16 protein-coding genes are annotated in these 20383 nt (G+C 63.5%); 6 read left to right on the plus strand and 10 right to left on the minus strand.

The annotated features are described in order from the left end of the window. Positions 1–108: 108 nt before the first annotated feature. Entirely contained in the window at positions 109–1695 is a 1587-nt protein-coding gene (locus DM826_RS06020) for a GMC family oxidoreductase (RefSeq protein ID WP_120102499.1), read from the minus strand. 151 nt (positions 1696–1846) lie between these two features. On the opposite strand from DM826_RS06020, the gene DM826_RS06025 reads away from it, so the two are divergent. Both DM826_RS06025 and DM826_RS06030 read left to right on the plus strand, forming a co-directional pair. After that, positions 1847–2707: a helix-turn-helix transcriptional regulator gene (locus DM826_RS06025; RefSeq protein WP_120102500.1), complete on the plus strand. Its 861-nt coding sequence runs from the start codon at positions 1847–1849 to the stop codon at positions 2705–2707. Positions 2708–2793: 86 nt separating this feature from the next. Beyond that, positions 2794–3111 (plus strand): RPA12/RPB9/RPC11 RNA polymerase family protein, encoded by a 318-nt coding sequence (locus DM826_RS06030; RefSeq protein ID WP_120102501.1) that lies wholly within the window; start codon positions 2794–2796, stop codon positions 3109–3111. Between the two features lie 160 nt (positions 3112–3271). On the opposite strand, the gene DM826_RS06035 is transcribed toward DM826_RS06030, so the two are convergent. Genes DM826_RS06035 through cobN form a run of 4 tightly spaced genes read right to left on the minus strand, consistent with a single transcriptional unit; the run spans position 3272 to position 9951 of the window. Then, positions 3272–4585, minus strand: coding sequence for a cobyrinic acid a,c-diamide synthase (locus DM826_RS06035; protein ID WP_120102502.1), 1314 nt, complete (start codon positions 4583–4585; stop codon positions 3272–3274). Beyond that, a complete protein-coding gene (locus DM826_RS06040; RefSeq protein WP_120102503.1) occupies positions 4582–5346 on the minus strand; it encodes a cobalt-precorrin-7 (C(5))-methyltransferase in 765 nt (254 codons plus the stop codon). Before DM826_RS06040 ends, DM826_RS06035 begins: the two co-directional genes overlap by 4 nt. Continuing rightward, positions 5343–6077, minus strand: a complete 735-nt coding sequence (locus DM826_RS06045; RefSeq protein ID WP_120102504.1) for a precorrin-8X methylmutase — start codon at positions 6075–6077, stop codon at positions 5343–5345. The genes DM826_RS06040 and DM826_RS06045 overlap by 4 nt, the downstream gene beginning before the upstream one ends. Next, positions 6070–9951, minus strand: coding sequence for a cobaltochelatase subunit CobN (gene cobN / locus DM826_RS06050; protein WP_120102505.1), 3882 nt, complete (start codon positions 9949–9951; stop codon positions 6070–6072). Before cobN ends, DM826_RS06045 begins: the two co-directional genes overlap by 8 nt. Positions 9952–9982: 31 nt before the next feature. Between cobN and DM826_RS06055 the strand changes: the two genes are divergently transcribed. Together DM826_RS06055 and DM826_RS06060 are read left to right on the plus strand one after the other, a co-directional pair. After that, positions 9983–12178: a VWA domain-containing protein gene (locus DM826_RS06055; protein ID WP_120102506.1), complete on the plus strand. Its 2196-nt coding sequence runs from the start codon at positions 9983–9985 to the stop codon at positions 12176–12178. Positions 12179–12278: 100 nt separating this feature from the next. Next, the gene (locus DM826_RS06060) at positions 12279–13532 is read left to right on the plus strand and encodes a Glu/Leu/Phe/Val family dehydrogenase (protein ID WP_120102507.1); all 1254 of its coding nucleotides are present in this window, start codon (positions 12279–12281) and stop codon (positions 13530–13532) included. An 8-nt stretch (positions 13533–13540) separates the two neighbouring features. Here the strand turns inward: DM826_RS06060 and DM826_RS06065 are convergent, their stop codons facing one another. Beyond that, positions 13541–13945 carry a TlpA family protein disulfide reductase gene (locus DM826_RS06065; protein ID WP_120102508.1) on the minus strand — a complete coding sequence of 135 codons (405 nt, stop codon included), beginning with the start codon at positions 13943–13945 and terminating at the stop codon, positions 13541–13543. 130 nt (positions 13946–14075) lie between these two features. Between DM826_RS06065 and DM826_RS06070 the strand changes: the two genes are divergently transcribed. Beyond that, positions 14076–14525: a pyridoxamine 5'-phosphate oxidase family protein gene (locus DM826_RS06070; RefSeq protein WP_120102509.1), complete on the plus strand. Its 450-nt coding sequence runs from the start codon at positions 14076–14078 to the stop codon at positions 14523–14525. A gap of 137 nt (positions 14526–14662) precedes the next feature. Beyond that, entirely contained in the window at positions 14663–15574 is a 912-nt protein-coding gene (locus DM826_RS06075; RefSeq protein WP_120102510.1) for a PLP-dependent cysteine synthase family protein, read from the plus strand. Positions 15575–15601: 27 nt separating this feature from the next. Here DM826_RS06075 and DM826_RS06080 read toward each other — a convergent pair whose 3' ends face one another. The 4 genes from DM826_RS06080 to DM826_RS06095 all read right to left on the minus strand — a co-directional run bounded on the left by DM826_RS06080 (position 15602) and on the right by DM826_RS06095 (position 20369). Then, the gene (locus DM826_RS06080) at positions 15602–17317 is read right to left on the minus strand and encodes a sensor histidine kinase (RefSeq protein WP_120102511.1); all 1716 of its coding nucleotides are present in this window, start codon (positions 17315–17317) and stop codon (positions 15602–15604) included. 186 nt (positions 17318–17503) lie between these two features. Next, positions 17504–17956 (minus strand): DUF5804 family protein, encoded by a 453-nt coding sequence (locus DM826_RS06085; RefSeq protein ID WP_120102512.1) that lies wholly within the window; start codon positions 17954–17956, stop codon positions 17504–17506. Between the two features lie 38 nt (positions 17957–17994). Continuing rightward, a complete protein-coding gene (locus tag DM826_RS06090; RefSeq protein ID WP_120102513.1) occupies positions 17995–19125 on the minus strand; it encodes a sensor histidine kinase in 1131 nt (376 codons plus the stop codon). Positions 19126–19166: 41 nt separating this feature from the next. Next, complete coding sequence (locus DM826_RS06095) at positions 19167–20369, minus strand: methionine adenosyltransferase (RefSeq protein WP_120102514.1); 1203 nt, start codon at positions 20367–20369, stop codon at positions 19167–19169. Positions 20370–20383 lie beyond the last annotated feature (14 nt).

Below are 20383 nucleotides of genomic sequence, written 5' to 3' on the forward strand. Positions count from 1 at the left end.
CGACTCTCAAACCGGATCGATAAAACAATTGTGCTTGGGGTAGCGAAAGTTAGATTGTATACCGTATCGGCTCCTACCTACCTGAACGATATGATACTCAGGTCACCGCTATGCGTCCAGAATGTAGTCAGCCGCTTTCTCGGCGATCATGGTCGTCGGGGCGTCCGTGTTTCCGCTGGTGATCTGCGGCATGATCGAGGCATCAACAACGCGGAGGCCATCGATCCCGTGGACAGCGAGCTGGTCGTCAACGACCGCCATCTCATCGTCACCCATCTTGCAGGTTCCCACGGGATGATAGAGTGATTCGGCCGTCTCACGGATATGCTCGATCAGCTCTTCGTCCGATTGGGCATCGGCACCCGGCGCTACCTCGTCGCCGCGGTACTCGTCGAACGGGGCGGCTTGCAGGATTTCGCGGACTAATTTGACCCCTTCGAGCAGGACTTCTAGATCGTCACCTTCGGTCAGGTACTGCGGATCGATGACCGGATCTGCCGTTGGCTCGTCCGATCGAAGCCTGATCTCTCCACGACTCTCCGGGTGAAGACACAGCGCGCCAAGCCAGAACCCATGCCCGTCGGGGTTGTCGAACCCGTGGTTAACCGAGTACGAGGGGCCGAAGTGGAACTGGATGTCGGGGCGATCAGAGTCCTCCGACACGGATGTGAAGCCGCCGGCCTCAGCGACGTTTGAGGTCAACGGCCCGCGTTTCAAGACCAGATACTTGAGTAGGTTCCACAGTGAGTCCGCCCCTTCCAGCGTGATCGATTTCTCGCAGGCATAATTGATCTTCACTTGGAGGTGATCCTGCAGATTCTTGCCGACACCGGGGAGATCCTGCACGACCGAAATATTGTGGGCTTCGAGATGCTCTGCCGGCCCAACGCCGGACAGCATGAGCAGTTGCGGTGAGTTGATCGTCCCTGCGGACAGAATGACTTCCTCGGCGGCATCGACCGTTTCAGTTGATCCGTCTTTGACGTACTCCACGCCGACTGCCGTGTGGCCGTCGAACCGAACCTGCGTTACCTGTGCACCGGTGGTCGCAGTCAGGTTCGACCGATCAAGCACCGGTTTGAGATAGCCGTCGGCAGCACTGTGTCGCTGGCCGTCCTTCTGTGTCACCTGATAGAGCCCCACACCGGACTGCTCGCCGGCGTTGAAATCGTCGTTGTGGGGCAGGCCGACCGTCTCTCCCGCCTCGATGAACGCCTCGGTGAGTTCGTTTGGCTGCTGGAGGTCGGCCACGTTGCGTGGGCCGCCGGTACCGTGATACTCGGAGGGTCCGCGTTCGTTGTGTTCAGCCCGATTGAAATAGTCCAGCGCGTCGTCGTAGGCCCAGCCATCGTTGCCGAGGTCAGCCCAGTGATCGTAGTCTGCGGGGTGACCGCGCGCATAGATCATCGCATTGATCGAACTCGATCCACCGAGAGTTTTCCCGCGTGGCCAGTAGCACTCCCGGTCGTTCAGTTCGGGCTGTGGTTCGGTGTCGAAGGCCCAGTCGACCTCGGATTTGAATAACTCTGAAAACGCCGCTGGAATGCCGATTTCATTTTTCTCATCAGGGGTGCCCGCTTCCAACAGCAGCACGTCTGTGTTGTCGTCGGCCGAGAGCCGATTGGCGAGGACACACCCCGCCGATCCCGCGCCAACGATCACGTAGTCATAGGGTTCGCCACCTGCGGTTGACATGCTATCACACCATCGAAAACAGCGGCATAAATCCCACAGTATCGCAGCGACGACCCGTGAACCGCTGGGGGAGCGGTCACCGGGCGGCTCGCGCTTCCGTTTGTTTTGGAATCTGATAAATTAAGTAGGAGGCCCACGGGGATATGGGTGAATGCCGTCGCAGTCGCCAAACGAGTTTGTCCTCACGTCCTCGGTGCGGACAGAGATCGTGCTTCGGGTCGCCGAGCGTGTGACACCGACCGACATGCTGCTGTCCGAAATCATGGCGAGCGACTCAGCGATCTACGACGCACTTGGGACGCTGCGGGATCGTGGGCTGCTGACCCAAAGCGACACCGGGTGGGAACTCACGGCCCACGGCTCGCTTGTCGCAGACAGCGTCGAGGCATGGCAGTCCTCGGAAGCGTTTCTCGAAACGAATCCGATGTTCTGGAAAACCCACCGCACCAGCGTCATTCCACCACAGTTTCGTCGACGACTGCCAGAGATCGGCGACTACGAGATCATCCGCGATACGCCGCAGGATCCCAATCGATCTGAAGACGTGGCTATCAGTATCCTGGAATCGGCCGACGCCTGTGAGTTGACAACGCCGTACTACTCACGCCGCCATCAGGAGGCGATCCCAACGACCCCCGACACACGCTTGTTGGTCACTCGCGGCGTGATTGATGTCAGTTTCCAGCGGTACAAGGACGGCCACCGCGAGGAACTAAACAACTTAGCGCCAGCGACCATCCGGCTGACTGACTGCCAGTTCGCGTCGGTTGTCACCGACGAGAAACTAAAATTCGAACTGCTGACAGTGAGCGGGCCTGCGACGGATCGATACGACGAGCCTGGATCGACTGACCCGTCAGACCGTGGCTCGGTCGCTGACACCACGGCCCTGTTTGTCTCTGAGACTGAGGCAGCACTTCAGTGGGGCCGCGACCTCTTTGCAATGCTCTGGGCGGAGTCAGATCCGCTCGACCCGTACGTCAAACGCAATTTCCCCGACCTGTGGGAGTGACACAGATCGTATTGTGTGGCTGCGTCGTGTTCAGGACGGATCGGAAGTTGACAGATATATCCGACGCCCGTGCATTCTGACAGTGTATGCAATTCTGTGATGAGTGTGGGTCGCTGATGCACACGGCGGGCGACAGGTGGGTGTGTCGCTCCTGTGAAAACGAGGCACCCCGGGACGCCGAGGCAGAAGCGGCGATGACGACCCAGGATGGACAGCAAACCGACGAGACACCCGCTGTCGCCGACGCGACGCAGGACGCCAGCGAGACGGTCGAAGAGTCCTGTCCGGCCGAAGGCTGCGACAGCGACCGGGCTTCCTCGGAGATGATGCCGAAGCCGGGCGGCTCCTACGAGGTTCGGTTGTTCACCTGCGTCGAGTGCGGTCATAAGTGGCGCGAGACCTGACGGCGTCACTTCCCTGTTGAGCCGTCGACTTCGCCCGCTGCATCTCTATCCTGTACTCTCTTTCTCGAATCGCGGTTGGCAACAACGATCAGATCGCCGCCGCCGCGAATCTTCGTTTTGCGGTGTCAATGTCGGTACTACTCCTCTGATTGCGGCCGACTCAGGGCTCGATCAGGCCGAGAAACCGGTCGAAAGCACCGCTTTCGGCGTGCACGTGGGCGTACGTCCCGAGCGAATCGTAGGCCATGAGGCCGTCGTGGTCGCCGTCGATGCCGTCGCCACGGCGCACATCGAAGGCGAACCGCGCGTCGCTGTCGACGCTCGCCTCCGAGTAGTGGAACTCGTGGCCGCGGATCGACTCGCCGCTGCCCGCGGTCAGCGTCTCCGTCGTAGCGTCGAGTTCGACGTGATCGAGCGCCTGATACCGGTCGCGCATCGTCACGTCCGCTGGCAGAATCCCGGCCATCTCGTAGGTGTCGCCATCGACGATCGTCAGCGACTGACTCATCGCCATTAGGCCGCCGCACTCGCCGAAGACCGGCAGGCCGTCGCTGGCCTGCTCGCTGAGGTCGGCAAGCGTCGGCGACGACGCCAACGCCTCAGCGTGAAGTTCGGGATAGCCACCCGGTAGATAGACGCCGTCGCAGTCGGGCACCGGATCGCCGGCGACCGGCGAGAACGTCTTGACGGTCGCCCGCTCGCGGAGCCGTTCGATGGTTGCTGGATACCGGAAGCAGAATGCGGCGTCGCTGGCGACGGCGACCGTCGCGTTCGTCGGCTCGGCGGCGTGTGGTTCGGTATCGGCTGAGGGTTCCGAGGGGTCTCGTGTCACATCGACCAGTCCCTCAGTGTTAAGATACGCGGCAGCCTCGGCGAGCGCATCATGGGGGAGCGCGGCTTCCTCACCCATCTCCAAGCCAAGGTGCCGATCCGGAATTTCGAGGTCGCTTGATGGCGGAATCCGCCCGAAGTAATCGAGTTCGTCGGGTAGCGCGTCTCGGATTCCCTGCTCATGGCGGCCGCCGTGGGCGCGCTGGGCGACGACACCAGCCACGTCGATGTTGCGGTCGATGGTCGCCGCGTACTCGCGGAACCCGTAGGCTGTGGCGGCGACGCTCTCCATGCCGGCCTTCGCGTCGACGACGAGGACGACCGGCAGATCGAGGGCTTCGGCGACCATCGCCGTGCTGGAGCCATCACCGTCGTAGAGACCCATCACGCCCTCAATGACGCAGATATCGCCATCGCCGCGGGCGTAGTTGCGAGTGATCCCCTCGGCGCCTTCCAGCCACAGATCGAGCGTGCGTGAGGGCCGGCCGGCAATCGCCTCGTGGTGGCTCGGGTCGATGAAGTCCGGGCCGGCCTTCGCCGGCTGTATCTTGTAGCCCGCATCATCGAGCGCGTGGATGATGGCGAGCGTGGCGACGGTCTTACCGACGCCGGAACTCACGCCGCCGAGGACGAACCCCTTCATGCGACCTCCCGCCGCACAGCGAGCACCGACAGATCCGAAAACTGCGTGTCGTCGGGTTCCGAGCCACCGGCGTGGTCGCACAGCGCGCCGAGCGACGACCGCGTGATCGACTCGTCGTCGTGGGTGAGTTTTTCCAGCACCAATGCCTCTAATTCGGGGTCAGCTCCGTGATCCAGCAGGTGCGCCGCGATGTCGCCGGGCATCCAGTCGAACGGCCGCGGTAAGACGAGGAGGTGCCGCTCGCCGACGGCCGCGGTGAGCCGCTCGATGTCGGCGGTGATGTCGCCGCTCTTGTGCAGTGTGACGAACTCGGTGTCTTCCATCGGCGTTCGGGCGCGGCTCGCCGCGATCTGCAGCGAGGAGATGCCAGGAATCACACGTACCGGCCGGTCAACCACCTCCTGTACCTTGCCGACGAACTGGTAGCCGGAGTGGTTCGGATCGCCCATCAGCACGGCTGTCCCGTGTTCGCCGTCGGCAACGCGGTCGGCGAACGTTGTCAGTGCCTCACGCTCATCCTTGTACCCGCAGGTCAGCAGATCAGCGTCGGTCTCCTCGGCGATGAACTCAACAACAGTCTCGAAGCCGACGACGACATCGGCGTCCGCGATTGCGTGGCGGCCGCGCGGCGTCAGGTAGTCGAGGTTGCCGGGGCCGATCCCGACCGCATGAACGGGTTCGGCGTCGTCGTCGAGCGTTTCAGCTTCGGTGGCCGCTACGGTCGCCGGATCGGGGCCGGAATCGAGGTCGTAGTCGCTCACTGCTCGCCCTCGGGATACAGGTCTATCTCTCCATCTCGCACGTCGCTGGCGACGTGAATCAGTTCGTTCGTCAGTGCGGCCGCCAGCCCGCTGCCGCCGCGGCGACCGACGTTCGTGATCGCCGGCACGTCGTACTCGGCGGCGACTTCGCGGATGCGCTCGCGGCTCTCGACGGCTTTGACGAAACCGACTGGCGTAGCGACGATGACGGCGGGGCGGGTGCCGTTTTCGATGCAGTCTGCGAGCGCGAACGCGGCGGTCGGCGCGTTGCCGATGACGGCGATGGCGTCTTCGTAGACGCCCTGTTTGTCGAGTTCGAGCACCGACGCGGCGGTACGAGTCATTCCGGTTTCATTGGCGAGTTCCGCGCCGTTGCCGATGGCCTTCCGCTTCTCGCAGTTGTGACCGCGACCCGTCACGCCTGCTTTCGACATCGTGATGTCGGTAACGATGGTTGTTTCGCGGTTAACGGCGCGCGCACCGGCACGGATCGGCGCGGCGTCGTCCGCGTTGCCGGCGTCGTCGGTGCCGGTGAACTGAAGGAGATGCTGGAACTCGATGTCGCCCATCGAGTGGACGGCCTTCTGGCGGAACCGATCCGCGAGCGTCTCGTCGGGGACGAACTGGCGGACGATATCCATGCTCGTTTCGGCGATATCCATCGCCTCCTGTGTCGTTGCGCCAAGATCGGCGTACTCCTCATCGACATCGGCTGTGTTGGATTCAGTCATCGGCCACCTCCGCAGGTGCCTCGCTCGCTCGCGCTTCGAGGTCGCCCTCCACGCTGAGATTAATATCGCGTACCTGGTCAGCTGTTTCGTCGTCGGCGTCCCACAGGTCGCGATCGATGGCCTCCAGCAGGGTATCGGTGATCGATTCGAGCGCCCAGGGGTTCACCTCGCGCATCCACTCTTGGCGGTCGTCGTCGAAGGCGAATTTCTCGGCCACATCTTCCCAGAGCGTATCGCTGATGACGCCGGTGGTGGCGTCCCAGCCGAGGACGACATCGACCGTCGTCGAGAGGTCGCCCGCACCCTTGTAGCCGTGTTCCCCCATCGAGTCGAGCCAGTCGGGATTCAGCACGCGAGCGCGCATCGCCTTCCGGACTTTCTCCTCGTTGGTGTAGACATCGACGTTCTCGGGATCGGAGGAATCGCCGACGTAGGAGGCGGGCTCGCTGCCAGCGATTTCCGAGACAGCGGAGATGAATCCACCGTGGAAGGCATACCAATCCGAGGAATCGAGTTCGTCCTGTTCCATCGTGTCCTCGATTTTGACCGTCGCATCGACGCTGGACAGCCGGCGTTCGAAGCTATCGTGGGCCTCGCTGACTTTCCCGCGTTTGCCCATCGCGTAGCCGCCCCACTGGACGTACACATCGGCGAGGTCGCCGCGGTCGTCCCAGTTGCCCTCGTCGACGGCCTTGTTCGTGCCCGCGCCGTAGCCGCCGGGGCGCGTGGTGAACACACGCTCGGTCGCCGCGCTTTTCGCCTCGTCGGGGTCGAGCCCCTCGGCTTCCAGCTCGTCGGCTTCCTCCTCGACGTGTTTCTTGATGTAGTTCATGTCGTGGGGTTCGTCGAGATCGACAACCGCGGAGACGGCGTCGTGGATGACACCGGCCGCGGCGGGGAAGGCATCCCGAAAGAGCCCTGAGACACGCGTCGTCACGTCGATCCGGGGCCGACCGAGTTCGTCGAGGTCGATTGGCTCCACGTCGTCGATCCGGCCGGCGTCCGTCCAGACCGGCCGCACGCCCATCATCGCCAGCACCTGGCCGATGGTTTCGCCTTTCGTTCGCACCGTTGGCGTCCCCCAGGCGACGACGCCGATCTCCTCGGGGTACTCGCCGTGTTCGTCGTGGTGGCGGTCGAGGACGCCCTCGGCGACGTTTTTGCCGACCTGCCACGCGTATTTCGCCGGCACCTTGCGCGGATCGAGGGTGTAGAAGTTCCGGGCGGTCGGCAGTAGGTCGACGCCGCCGCGAGTCGGCGCGCCGGAGCCACCCGGCGGGACGTAGTCGCCGTTGAGCGCGTCAGCCGTGCGTGGCACCTCGTCTTCGGCACCCTGGACTCGCGGGGCAGCCTCCTCGCAGATGAACGCGAGTGCCTCCCGCAGGTCGTTGTGCGCGCCGGATTTTGCGCGGCCGTCGCCGAGCGTGTCGATATCGACGACGAGTAGATTGATGTTGACTTCGTCGTCCGGGTCGGCTTCTCGCTCGGAGTCGGGCACGTCGAAGTCATTGGCTGCGAGCGTTTCCACCAACTCGACACACGTCTCGTGGACGTGATCAGCGGCCTCGGCATATGTCATCCCGAGGGCGTCGTCGTACTCGCCGGGACGGTTCCGCATCGCGTCGTAGTCGACGCCGAGCGCGCCGGCGACGCTCTCCCGGAGGCTCGGTGTGTCGCCATTTTCGAGGCGAGTGAGCGCGACCAGGTACTCCACAAGCCGGTCGTCGACCGGCGGTTCGCTCATCGTATGCAGGCCGAGACGGATCTGTGTTGTCTTCACGTCAGTCAGGTACTCGTGAATCCGTTCGACCAGTTCGTCGATAGCGAGGTCGTCACCAGCAACATCGCCTTCGGCGAGTGTCGAGCCGGCTTCGTCCGGGCCGCGAACCTCCATCGCTTCGTCGATTTCGCCGCTCGTCCCGAGTTCGACCGCGAGATCGAGGTCGTCCACGCGTTCGCGGATGAGATCTGCCAGTTGCTCGCCGCTGTCGTTGCGGGCGTCTTCCATTCCGGCCTCGCGGTACTCGTTGGCGAGTTCTTCAAGCTCTGCCAGTTCGTCGTAGGTACCGGCGTTGGCCATGACCGGCGTGAGGTAATCGACGATAGCGGCGTAGGAGCGCCGCTTCGCCTGGGTGCCCTCGCCGGGGTTGTTGACGATGTAGGGATAGACGTTCGGCAGGTCGCCGACCAGTTGGTCGGGTGCGCTCGCGCCGTTGAGCCCGACAGTTTTGCCGGGCAGCCACTCCAGGGAGCCGTGGGTGCCGAGATGGACGACGGCGTCGGCTTCGAAGCTGTTGCGCAGCCACGCGTAGAAGGCGTAGTAGTCGTGCGGCGGCTGGAGGTCAGAGTCGTGATAGACCTTCGCGGGATCCATCCCGAACCCACGCGGCGGCTGAACGGTGACGAGCACGTTGCCGAATTCGGCTCCGGGAATCGCAAACGGCCGGTCGGGTGGATCGCCCCACTCGTCGATAATGTTTTCCTGAAACCGCTCGTCGGCGTCGGCGAACCACTCGCGGTACTGGTCGGTGGCAACGACATCGACCGAGCGGTCGCGTACGTCCTCGGGTGCGACCCAGCGATTGTCGAGGGTGAGCTGGCTGGTGAGCGTGTCGATCAGTTGCTGGCCCGAATTTGGGTGGCTGTCGCCGAGGTCGTAGCCGCGAGCGTCGAGTTCCTCAAGGAGGTTGATCGTACTCTCGGGGGAGTCGAGGCCGAAGGCCGTCCCGATGCCGTCGTCGCTCGGCGGGTAGTTGTGCAGGACGACGGCGACGCTCTTCGCGTCGTTGTCGAGATGGCGCAGTCGCGCCCAGTTGACAGCGAGGCGGGCGGCGTGGTCGACGCGCTCCCCGATGGGGAAGTGGTGTTTCGGCGCGCTGCCGATGTCGGCGGCGTCGTCCATGCGCTCCTTGCCGGAGATCGGATGGGTGATGACGTTGCCGTCGAACTCGGGGAGCGCGACCGAGAGTGCGAGTTCGAAGCCCATCACGCCGGTGTCGCTTGATTCGTATCGGGAGCGGGAGCGCATCGTCGTGATCGTCTGGAGGACGGGGACGCCGAGGCGGTCGAGAAACACGTCCTCGGCCGAGTCGCCCTCGTCGCTGGCCGAGCGCCCGCGTTCGTCCATCGACAGCGAGAACATGAACGAGGAGAGGACGGCATCGACAATCGGTTCGCCGTCTTCGAGCAGCCAGTTGTCAGTGACCCACTCGGCGTTCTCTTGGCCCTCCTCGTCGGCGGCCGGATTACAGAAGATCGGCAGCGCGTTCGCGCCCTGCGATTCCAGTGCGCGAACCTGGGCGTCGACGTAGCGGGTGTTCTCGTGTGTCCAGTGCGATTCGTAGAACCAGATGGCGACCGTCGGTTTGTCAGGATCGAACGTCTCGCGGAGGGCGTCGTACTCGATCCCGGGGTGGTCGGGGTGATAGACACCCTCAGTTGGGAGTTCGGTCGGGTCGTCGTAGTCGGTATCGACGCCGCTGTACTCGCTTGCGAGGAACCGACAGCAGTGCTCGACGTTGATCGTCCCGCCGCGTTCCAGATAGTCGTAGACGAAATCGCGGTCGGCGTCGGCGACGGAGGTGTCCTCGAAGGCGAAGGCGTCGCCGGTTCCCTTGACGATCAGCGGGACGCCCAGCTCGCGCAGGCGGTCGACGGCGTACTCGTAGCCGGGCATGCTGTCCTCGCCGCCGTGGAGCCAGAAGACGACCGCCGCGGCGTCGGCGCAGTCGTCGACGAACGCCTCCACGTCCGTCTGATCGTCGAGGTCGCTCTCTGAGCGGACGACGAGGTCGATACCATCGAGTCGGCCCGCCGCCCGCTGGACGGAGCCGAGTTCGTTTTCCGTTGCCGTATAGAGGCCAATCCGTGTCATCTTTATAAACCAGCGTTGTAGTAGCGCAAGTATGGTTGCAGACCCGGCGAGCAAAAAACTGTCGTCAGTGCCCTTCCCCGCTATCGTCGGCCAGCAGGAGCTCAAACGGGTGCTGCTGCTCGCTGCGACCCACGACGACCTCAGCGGCGCGGTCATCACCGGCGAGAAGGGCACCGCCAAATCGACCGCAGTGCGTGCGCTCGTCGATTTGCTGCCCGAACAGCAGGCTGTCGCCGACTGTCCGTACGGCTGCGACCCTGACGATCCAGCAAGCCAGTGCGAGGACTGCCGCGCCCGCGAGCGCGACGACCTCCCAGTCGAGACGCGGCAGGTGCCGCTCGTCACGCTCCCGCTGGGAGCGACCCGCGACCGCGTCGTCGGCACGCTCTCGGTCGAAGATGCGATGGCCGGCGACGCCGAGTTCGATCCCGGTCTGCTCGCGGCGGCCAACCGGGGGATTCTCTACGTCGATGAGATCAATCTGCTGGACGACCACCTGGTCGACGTGCTGCTCGATGCCGCCGCCAGCGGCGTCAACACGGTTGAACGCGACGGGATCAGTGTCTCTCACCCCGCCGAATTTACACTGATCGGGACGATGAACCCCGAGGAGGGTGATCTCCGGCCGCAGCTCCGCGACCGCTTTGATTTGCAAGCGACAGTGACAGGCTGTCAGGAACTCGACGACCGCGTCGAAATCATCGACCGCGCACTCGCTGAGGGCGACGACAGCGTGACGCACGCAGAGGAAGTCGCCGATCTCCGTGAGTCGCTGCGGGTCGCCCGCGACGCCGTCGCGTCGGTGTCGCTGCCGGCCGAGTTCAAGGAATCAATCGCCGAACTCTGTACCGACGCTGAGGTCGACGGCCACCGAGCCGACATCGCCACGGCGCGGGCGGCGATCGCTTTGGCCGCCCTGGACGGACGACCGAAAGTCATCGAATCAGACGTACAGGAAGCGGCGAGATACACCCTACCGCATCGCCTCCAGAGCCAGCCCTTCGAAGAGCCGCCTGATCCCGAGGAGTTGCTGGACGACCATTTTGACGACGATGACAACGGCAGCGAGGAGGATGCTGAGAACACCGCTGACGGCGATGACGACGAATCGAGCGACGGCGACTCGAAATCTTCAGCGGATGAAAACGAGGACGCAGGCGAATCCGACGACGGCAATGAAAGCGGGCGCGACGCCGAGGGTGATGACGACGCCGGCAACGACACGGACAGCGCGGGCGAAGACGATACCGGGAACAAAAGCCCGCCGTCCGGCGAAGCCGATGGTGAGCATGATAGTAGGCAATCCGGGCATGCCGAAGAGCGAGGTGGCAGCGACGACGGCGACGAGCCTAATCCGGACAAGAGCGACGACGAGACCGAAGGAACCCCACTCATGCCCGGCCAACAGCGGGCCGGTGTCGGCGACGCGGCCGCCCCGGATATCGACGACGCGGTCACCGAGGCTGATACCGAAACCCCGGACGAAGCATCGGGACAACGCGGCCACCAGCAACAGGCCGGCGGTCGGGGGACACGCGTTCGGACTGAGCCAGCGACAGGCGAGGCCCCAGTCGATGCCGCCGCGTCGGTGCGGACAGCCGCGAGTCGTGGCCACAACCGAGTCACAAATGACGATCTCCAGCAGTCGGTGCGAGAACGTGAGCAGGCGGCGACCATCGTGTTCGCCGTCGATGCGAGCGCGTCTATGACACCGGCGATGAAGGCCGCGAAAGGCGTCGTGCTCGAACTCCTCCGGGACGCCTACGAGCAACGCGATGAGGTCGCCTTTGTCGCCTTTGGCGGCGACGACGCGGAGGTGTTGTTGCCGCCGACCCGGAGCGTCTCGCTGGCCGCGCGGCATCTCAAATCGTTACCGACGGGCGACCGGACGCCGCTGCCGGCCGGCCTCTCGACGGCTGCCACGGTTCTCGACGATGCCGACTCCCCGCTTGGAGTGGCCGTCATTATCACCGATGGACGGGCCAACGTCGCAGATGGGAGCCCGACGCAAGCGACGCGCCGGGCAGCCGAGCAGTTGGCCGGTGTCGCCGCCGCCGTTGTCGTTGTTGCGGCCGGTGATGACGCCCGCGGACTTATTCCAACGATCGTTGAGGTGGCCGGTGCGGAGACGGTGCCGTTGGCGGAGCTATCGCCACACGTGGTCGCTACTGCGGTGGCGCAGGCTCAGCAGGCTGGTGACTCTGGGCCGTCCCCACCCGAGTCCTGAAAGCAGGTGTACCCATCTCACAACCGGTTGTGGTGCAATCATCGATCGCTCGCAGGCGAATGACGACACAATTAAACTCCCCACAGCCGCCTGTTTGGGTATGGCTGACCAAGCCAACCCTTTTGAGAGCCTACAGACACAGGTTGAGGACGCAGCGGCCTACACCGATGTCCCATCCGATGTCATCGAGCGGCTCAAACATCCCGAACGAGTCTTAGAGACGAATCTCTCGATCGAGTTGGATGACGGCACCGTCGAGGTATTCAAGGCGTTCCGCTCGCAGTACAACGGTGACCGCGGACCGTATAAAGGCGGCATTCGGTATCATCCGGGCGTCACCCGTGATGAGGTCAAGGCACTTTCGGGCTGGATGGCCGCGAAATGTGCGATTGTCGATATCCCGTACGGTGGCGGCAAAGGCGGGATCGAGATCGATCCCGCGGAATACAGTGAGAGCGAACTGGAGCGGCTCACGCGTGCGTTCGCAACCGAACTCCGTCCGCTGATCGGCGAGGATCGAGACATCCCCGCGCCGGATGTCAACACCGGCCAGCGAGAGATGAACTGGATCAAAGACACCTACGAAACGCTGGAGCACACAACCGCTCCAGGTGTTATCACCGGGAAAGCCATCGACTCCGGCGGCTCCGAAGGGCGTGTCGAGGCGACCGGTCGGTCAACCATGCTGGCCGCCCGAGAGGCCTTCGAGTGGCTCGGTCGTGATCTCGCTGATGCGACTGTCGCCGTCCAAGGCTACGGCAACGCCGGTGCGATCGCCGCTCGACTCATCGACGAGGCCGGCGGGACTGTCGTCGCCGCCTCCGACTCGACCGGCGGCATCTACGACCCAGATGGGTTCGATGCCGCTGCGGCCGCCGAGCACAAAGCCGAAACCGGCACTGTGGTCGGCTACAACGACAGCGAGGAGATCACAAACGAGGAACTCCTCACACTGGATGTTGACCTGTTGATCCCAGCAGCCCTCGAAAACGCGATCGACGAGTCGCTGGCCGCTGATGTCGAGGCCGACGTGATCGCCGAGGCCGCAAACGGCCCGATCACGCCCGCTGCCGACGAGGTGCTGACTGAGAAGGATGTTTACGTCGTCCCCGATATCCTCGCCAACGCTGGCGGGGTAACTGTCTCGTACTTCGAGTGGGTACAGAACCGACAACGGTTCTCGTGGACGGAAGAACGCGTCAACGACGAACTCGAACGCGTCATCACGACCGCCTTCGATGATCTCATCGAGGCCTTCGATGCTACCGAGACGCCGAACCTCCGGACTGCGGCCTACGTCGTTGCGATCGAACGGATCGTCAGCGCCTACGACCAGGGCGGCAACTGGCCATAGCGACCGCGTTACTCCCCTGTTGTCGTCGTTTCCGGGGTGCTTATTTTGTGGAGGTCACGGCCAAGCGTTACGGCGATCGAGTCAGGCGCTGACTCGACAAACCGAGCGACCTCTTCACCATCACGCTTGACAACCACAGTCGGGATATACTCGATCCCGTATTCGTCGACGCCAGGTCCGGTCTTCGAGCCGTCGTCGTCTTTTTCCACCGGGTAGTGTTCGATCTGATCGTCGTCGACACCGGCGTAGCTGAGCGCCGCGCCGAAGGCTGGTAATTGGTGTTGGCAGTCGATACACCAATCGCCGCCCCAGACGTGGAAGGTGTACTCCGCAGCCCCTAATGCCTTGATCGCGGCCTCAGTGTCGGGCTTGGGCTCCCAGTCGTCGGCTGGCGTCATCGTCTCCAGATGCATACGTTAGGTTGGCTCTCGGAGGCTAAAAACACTCTCGGCGTCGACGGGAACACTTTCGGGGTCAACGGATGCTGTCAGTGACGACAACACGTCCTGAAGTTTATATCCGGTCTCTGTGTGAGTGTGTCATATGACAGCCGCTCACTCACTGTTGGGCTTGGAACTCGACGATGCTGCGATCGATGACGTGTTGACAGAGATGGGGATCGGCGTGCTTTCGATGAGTGCTGATGGTGTGCCCTACGGCGTCCCGCTGTCGTTTGGCTACGATGGCGAGGACACACTGTACTTCCTCTTTCTCGATGCCAGCACCGACCTCCGAAAGGAAACGTATGCCGAACAGGCCGACACCGTGAGCTTCACGACCTTCGACGTCGACCCTGAGGGATCGTGGCGGAGTGTGATCGTCTCCGGCTCACTTAACCGGATCACGATCGACGAGTGGGACGCTGCGCGTGCGGCGATGGCTGACAACGCCTACCAATCAGAACTGCTTGAAAAATACGAACTCCAAGAAAACCCCAACGTGTGGGCGCTCACAATCGACGACCGAGCCGGTCGGGCTGTCGGCCAGGAGTGACCTGGTCGTCCACCAGTCGTCCGCTTGTTGCTATCTCAACCAACCCTGTGACTCCGGGATTCGATAGGGCTACGTCGAGGCTCATCGGCGTCGCCAAGAGCGTCACGCGTTTAGGCCTGTGACGCGAACCGCCGCCAATGGACGACACTATCGTAGACACCATCGGCTCGCCGTTAGTCGAGGTCGACGCCCCCGAGGGCGCGACCATCGCCGCGAAGATCGAGTCCCAAAACCCCGGTGGGTCCGCGAAGGATCGTGCCGCGCTGTGGATGATCGAGGCCGCCGAACGCGACGGCGACCTCACCGGCGACGACACCATCGTTGAACCGACCAGCGGCAACACCGGCATCGGGATCGCCATGGTCGGCGCGGCAAAAGGCTACGATGTCCAGATCGTGATGCCGGCCTCGAAATCCCCGGAACGCCGGTCGATCATGCAAGCCTACGGAGCCGATCTCGAACTCGTCGAGGGCGATATCTCCGACGCCAAGGATCGTGCCGATGAACTAGAAGCAGAGCAAGGCTACGTGCAACTCCGCCAGTTCGACAATCCCGCGAACCCCCAAGCGCACTACGAGTCGACCGGCCCCGAAATCCTCGATCAGGTCGGCGATCGCGAGATCGATGCCCTCGTCGCGGGTGTGGGCACCGGTGGGACGATCACCGGCATCGGCCGCCGACTGCGCGAGGCGTTCCCAGAGATAGAGATCGTCGCGGTCGAACCCGACGACTCGGCAGTCATTTCCGGCGAAGAACCCACTGGCGATAGCTTCCAAGGGATGGGGCCGGGGTTCATCAGCCCGAATCTTGATACCGACTTGCTCGATGACGTTGAACTCGTCTCCGCCGACAATGCCGAAGCCGAGTGTCGCCGCCTCGTGGGTGAGGAGGGGATCTTCGTCGGCCAGTCAAGCGGTGCGTCGAACCTCGCTGCCAAACGTGTTGCCGAGCGATTAGTCGACGACGGCCGCGACGACCCACTCGTGATTACGGTCTTCTGGGACAGCGGCGAACGCTACGTCTCGACGGGGATGTTCGACGCCGAATAGCGAAATCAGCGACCGCAGGCGCTTCCGTCAGTCCGCTGTCGCAGCGGGCGCTGGCGTTGGTTCGGCGTTGGTCTCGGTTGGGATTGCTATCATAACGACTGTGCCGCGCGGTTTGCGATCCTCGAAGGCCAGTTCGCCACCGAGTTGGACGGCACCCCACTTGACAGCCCAAAGCCCGAGGCCGCTGCCGTGGGCAAGCGCGTCCTCGTCGCCGGTCTCGACAACGGCTCGTTCGGTGCTGGGGATCCCGGGCCCGTTGTCGGCGACAGACACCTCGATACCGGTGTCGGTCGCGCGTGCGCCGACCGTGACCACCGGCGTCGGCGCATCGTTGTGAACGACGGCGTTCTCGACGAGGTTATCGAGGACGTGGGCCAACACCTGTTCGTTAATCGGTGCGGTCAGTGAGTCATCGATATCGACCGAAAGCGTGGCGTCGGGATACATCGACTGATACTCCTCGACGACCGTCTCGGCGATGGTGACCAGCGACGCGGGCTCCTCGACCGCCGACGGGGTCGACATCATCTGTTCGACCTGTCGTGCGCGTTCGCCCGTCGACATAAGGTCGTCGGCCGATGAGACGATGGTCTCGGCGTGATCGACGTACTCCTGGCCGCCGTCGGCGATCAGCTCCGCGCGGCCTCTGATCTTGTTCATCTCGTTGCGGAGGTTGTGTCGGAGCACCCGGTTGAGTACCGAGAGCCGCTGTGACCGAACCCGCTGTTGGGTAACATCAGTAAACACGATCGCGTACCCCGGCTGTCGGTCGAAGCGATCGGCGATTGGTGACACTGTTGGCTCAAGCTGTCGGGTTCCCGCAGAACCGGACAGCTCAACTGTGTCGCTGTCACGCAGCGTCTTGAGGTCGAAGCCGACACACGACGAAAGTGGGGTGGCGGTGGCAGTCTCGGGGTCGACCTCGAAGCTGTCGGCGGCCGCATCATTGAGCGTGACGATCCGGTGGTCGCGGTCGACGACGACAACGGCGTCATCAAGATCGGCCAGCACCGTCTCTGGGCCGAGCGTGCCGGCCGCCGGGGCCGCATCGAAGATGCCGCCGCGGGTGACCGCGAACCCGACGGCCGCGAGGCTCAGAGTGTAGCCGCTCGCGTTGAGGCTGAGGATCGTCTCCACACCGACGCTGCTGACGATCGCTGGGGTCACGACGTAGGCCAGCCACGGCCAGACGGCGACAAACGAGAGGGCTCCCGCGAGTCGGCGGTCGAGATACTCGTAGTCGGAGACGGTTCGAACGAGCAGGGCCACCCCGGCAAGCATGACACCGCCCGCGTAGTAGAGGCCGATCTGCTCGGCGAGAGCCGCAATCCCGAGCAACGAGGGCACCGCAGGTGCCGTTGGCCCGCCGCCGGCCATCGACCCGGTGCTCTCCGGCGAGAGGATCAGCGCGATCCCGCCGGCCAGAGCCACCGCGACCGGCGCGAGAAACGCCGCCTTCCGGCGCGGCGATGCCAGATACGGCAGGCCGTAGTACTCGATGACAAACCACGTGAACGCAGCCGGGATCGCAAGCACGGTGAGCAGCCAGACCGTCGACAGCGACGTGAGCGCGCCCGCAGCCACGGCATCGGCGACCGCCAGCGTGCCGACGACACCGACGAACAGCGCGAACGGCCGCAGCGCAGCCGTCTCCCGTCGCCGAGCGATCCAGACGGCCGCACCCAGCAGGGCGATTCCAACCACGCCAAGCGCGATCCGAGCGGCCACCACCGATGCTAGCATCGGTTGTCACCCCTGTCGGTACTCCGCTGTCGGTTCGGTCGAGCTGTGTTCATCCAAGAATAGGTTCGACCAACATTACCTAAAACCGTTTTCCAAATTTCATTCAGAATTCGACCAAAATGGCTTTTCACGGCCTGAGAACGGCGAACTCGACGCACCGGTGTGTTTGTTTATAAGCACTCTTTCTTAGCCGGAAAACTCCTCGGCTGTCACCCGGACGACGACCGTGTCATCTACGTCTCGCAGATCGTAGTCCGGGATCTCGCCGTCGACACGGGTCACGTACATCGGCTCGACAAGCTGGTCGTCATCGACACCGTAGACACAGAGCCGTTGGTCGGTTTCCTCCGGTGGGAGTTCGCGGTCGCGGACGGCGGTTGCGAGATCGCGTGAGAGCCACTCGGTCTCGCTAATGCTCGGTTCTTGGACGAGGGCAGTGTCGGCAAATCGAACCAGATACCAGTTGAGGTCGTTAAGCAGGGCAACCGCGGCCCCGAGGCTGACCGTTTCAAGCGCGACTGTGTTGGCAAAGGGTTGACTGAGATCGTACGTCGAGACGGCCGCCCGGGCTGTCTCTCGGGAGAGCAGTTCGTATCTGAGGTCGACATCGTCGCTCCCGACAAGACAGACACGGGTCACGCTCGGGGACAGCAGGCCACACAGTAAAGCGGTTTCGGCTACTCGGGATCGGTGCGAAACTCGAAGCGCGCGCCGCCGCCGTCGGCGTCAGTCACCGAGACCGTCCAGCCGTGGGCCTGAGCGATCCGACGGACGATCGCGAGCCCAAGGCCGCTGCCGGTGCCGGAGCTTGAGACCCCGGCTTCAAAGATGTCCTCGCGTTCCTCTTCCGGGATTCCATCGCCATTGTCGGCAACGTAAAATCCCTTGGCGTCGGTGAGTTCTCCGACGGTAATCGAGAGGCCATCTAAGACGGACTCAGATGGCTCATCATCGCCGTAGTCATCCGGCAGGCCGGCGGCGATGGGGTCACCGCCGTCGTCGCTGTCGTCGCCGTCGGCCCCGTGTTCGATCGCGTTCCGGAAGAGATTCTCCAGCAGTCGCAGGAGGCGTTCCGGATCGGCATCCAACTGCATCTCGGTAGCGACAGACAGCGTCTCATCGTCGCCGCCGACGGTCTGCCACGCTTGGGTGGCGATATCGGTGAGCTCGACCGGTTCGGGGTCGGTGACCTCGTTGCCACCGCGGGCCAAGGCGAGTGAGTCTTCGATGATCTCCGACATCCGGTCGTGAGCGAACTCGACGTGGGCGATCAGTTCCTCGTCGACGGCATCGTTGTCGCCGATGAGCTCCATGTTGCCTTTGGCGACGGTCAGGGGACTTCGGAGGTCATGGGAGACGACCGAGGCAAACTCCTCTAGTCGGTCGACCTGTCGCTCAAGTTCCGCGCCGCGGCGTTTGGTGCGTCGGCGCTCGATATCGAACAGCCCAAAGGCGATGCCGAGGGCGGCTCCCCGGGCGGCGGCGGTTGTGAGCGCTCTGAGGAGCTCGATCTCCGCGGCCCCGGCCGCATACAGTGACAGCGCGGTCAACAGCTCGAAGCCGCCGATAGCGATACTACCGGCGAGACACCAGCCGGCCAGTCGGACGATATCCCAGTCGGGGCGGTCGGTGGTCTGGGCCCAGTAGCCCGCACCGATGACCAACGCAGAAAAGAGAATGCTGAGCACGCCATCGGTGATTAGCCCGACGATGCCGTCGTAGGCTCCGGCGATGACACCATAGACCGTCAGCTGGGCGGTGGCAACGCCGATCCCGGCGATGACGCCAATGCCCAGTTGCCGGCGCATGCTTCACTCACCTTGTGGCAGTACCAAAACGGTATCCCTTCTCAGAATGTCGACAGCTCACCGTCGATGACCTGTCGGGTGATCTCGGTCACGTCGCCGAGCTCTCGGTCGATGATCGCCTCGATCTCGTCCGTTCGGTCGGCGAGGGCAACGCCGTCGTCGGTGACAACCTGTGCGTCGGCAACGTGTGGCTGATCGATCGGCTGACCGATCTGGCTCAACAGCCGCAACTGGAGATCCCGAATCCCGTCGACCTCGTCGACAACCGATTCGGCGATCTTCGTCGACAGCAGATTGTAGATCTTCCCGATGTGGTTGACCGGATTTTTGCCGCTCGTAGCCTCCATGCTCATCGGCCGGTTCGGCGTAATGAGGCCGTTGGCGCGGTTGCCGCGGCCGACCGAGCCGTCGTCGCCCTGTTCAGCGGAGGTGCCGGTGACGGTGAGATAGATCGACCCCTCGTCGTAGTCGTCGGCCGTGTTGACATCGACCGTTACCTCGCGGTTGGTGATGTCCTCGGCGAGATCGGTGACGTACTCGCGGACGCCCTCGACGGCGTCGATGTAGGCGTCAAGATCGGCGATATACGCATCGACCATGGCGGCGGCGACGGTGATGGTGATATGGTCGCCCTCGCGTTTGCCCATGATCTTCACGTCGGGGCCGATCTCCGGATTGTCGGCGACGTACTCGGTGTTGAGCTTGCGCTCGGCCGTGTTGACGATCTCCTCGGTTTCGGTCAGCGGCGCGTGGCCGACACCGAAGGAGGTATCGTTGGCCATCGGGACGGTCGCGCCGTCCTCACCGAAGACCTCTTGGAGATCACCGGAGCCTTCGCCGAGTTTGACATCCACGATCACGTCGGTAGCGGGATCGAGTTCCGGGATTGTCTCATCAAGATACTCACGCGCCGCGGTCAGGGCAGTCGAATCAACCGGGAGCTGCTGGCCGTCGTACTCCTTTGTGGCACGGCCAACGATCAGCAGATAGATCGGCTCGACGACCTCGCCGCCGCCGAATGCAGGTGCGGCGCGGCCGGCGACCAACTGGGTCTCGTCGGTGTTGTAGTGCAGCACCTTGCCGACCCGATCAAGATATAGCGCCGAGAGTGCGCGGGAGACTGCCTCCGAAACCCCGTCGCTGATCGAATCCGGATGGCCAACGCCCTTGCGCTCGACGATCTCAACCGACTGATCCTCGACCGCCTGCCGGTCGAGTTCGCTAACCTGAATATTGCGACTCATTGCCGGCTCTTTGC

It is taken from the genome of Halonotius aquaticus (assembly GCF_003605575.1).
In the GTDB taxonomy this organism is placed as follows: Archaea; Halobacteriota; Halobacteria; order Halobacteriales; family Haloferacaceae; genus Halonotius; species Halonotius aquaticus.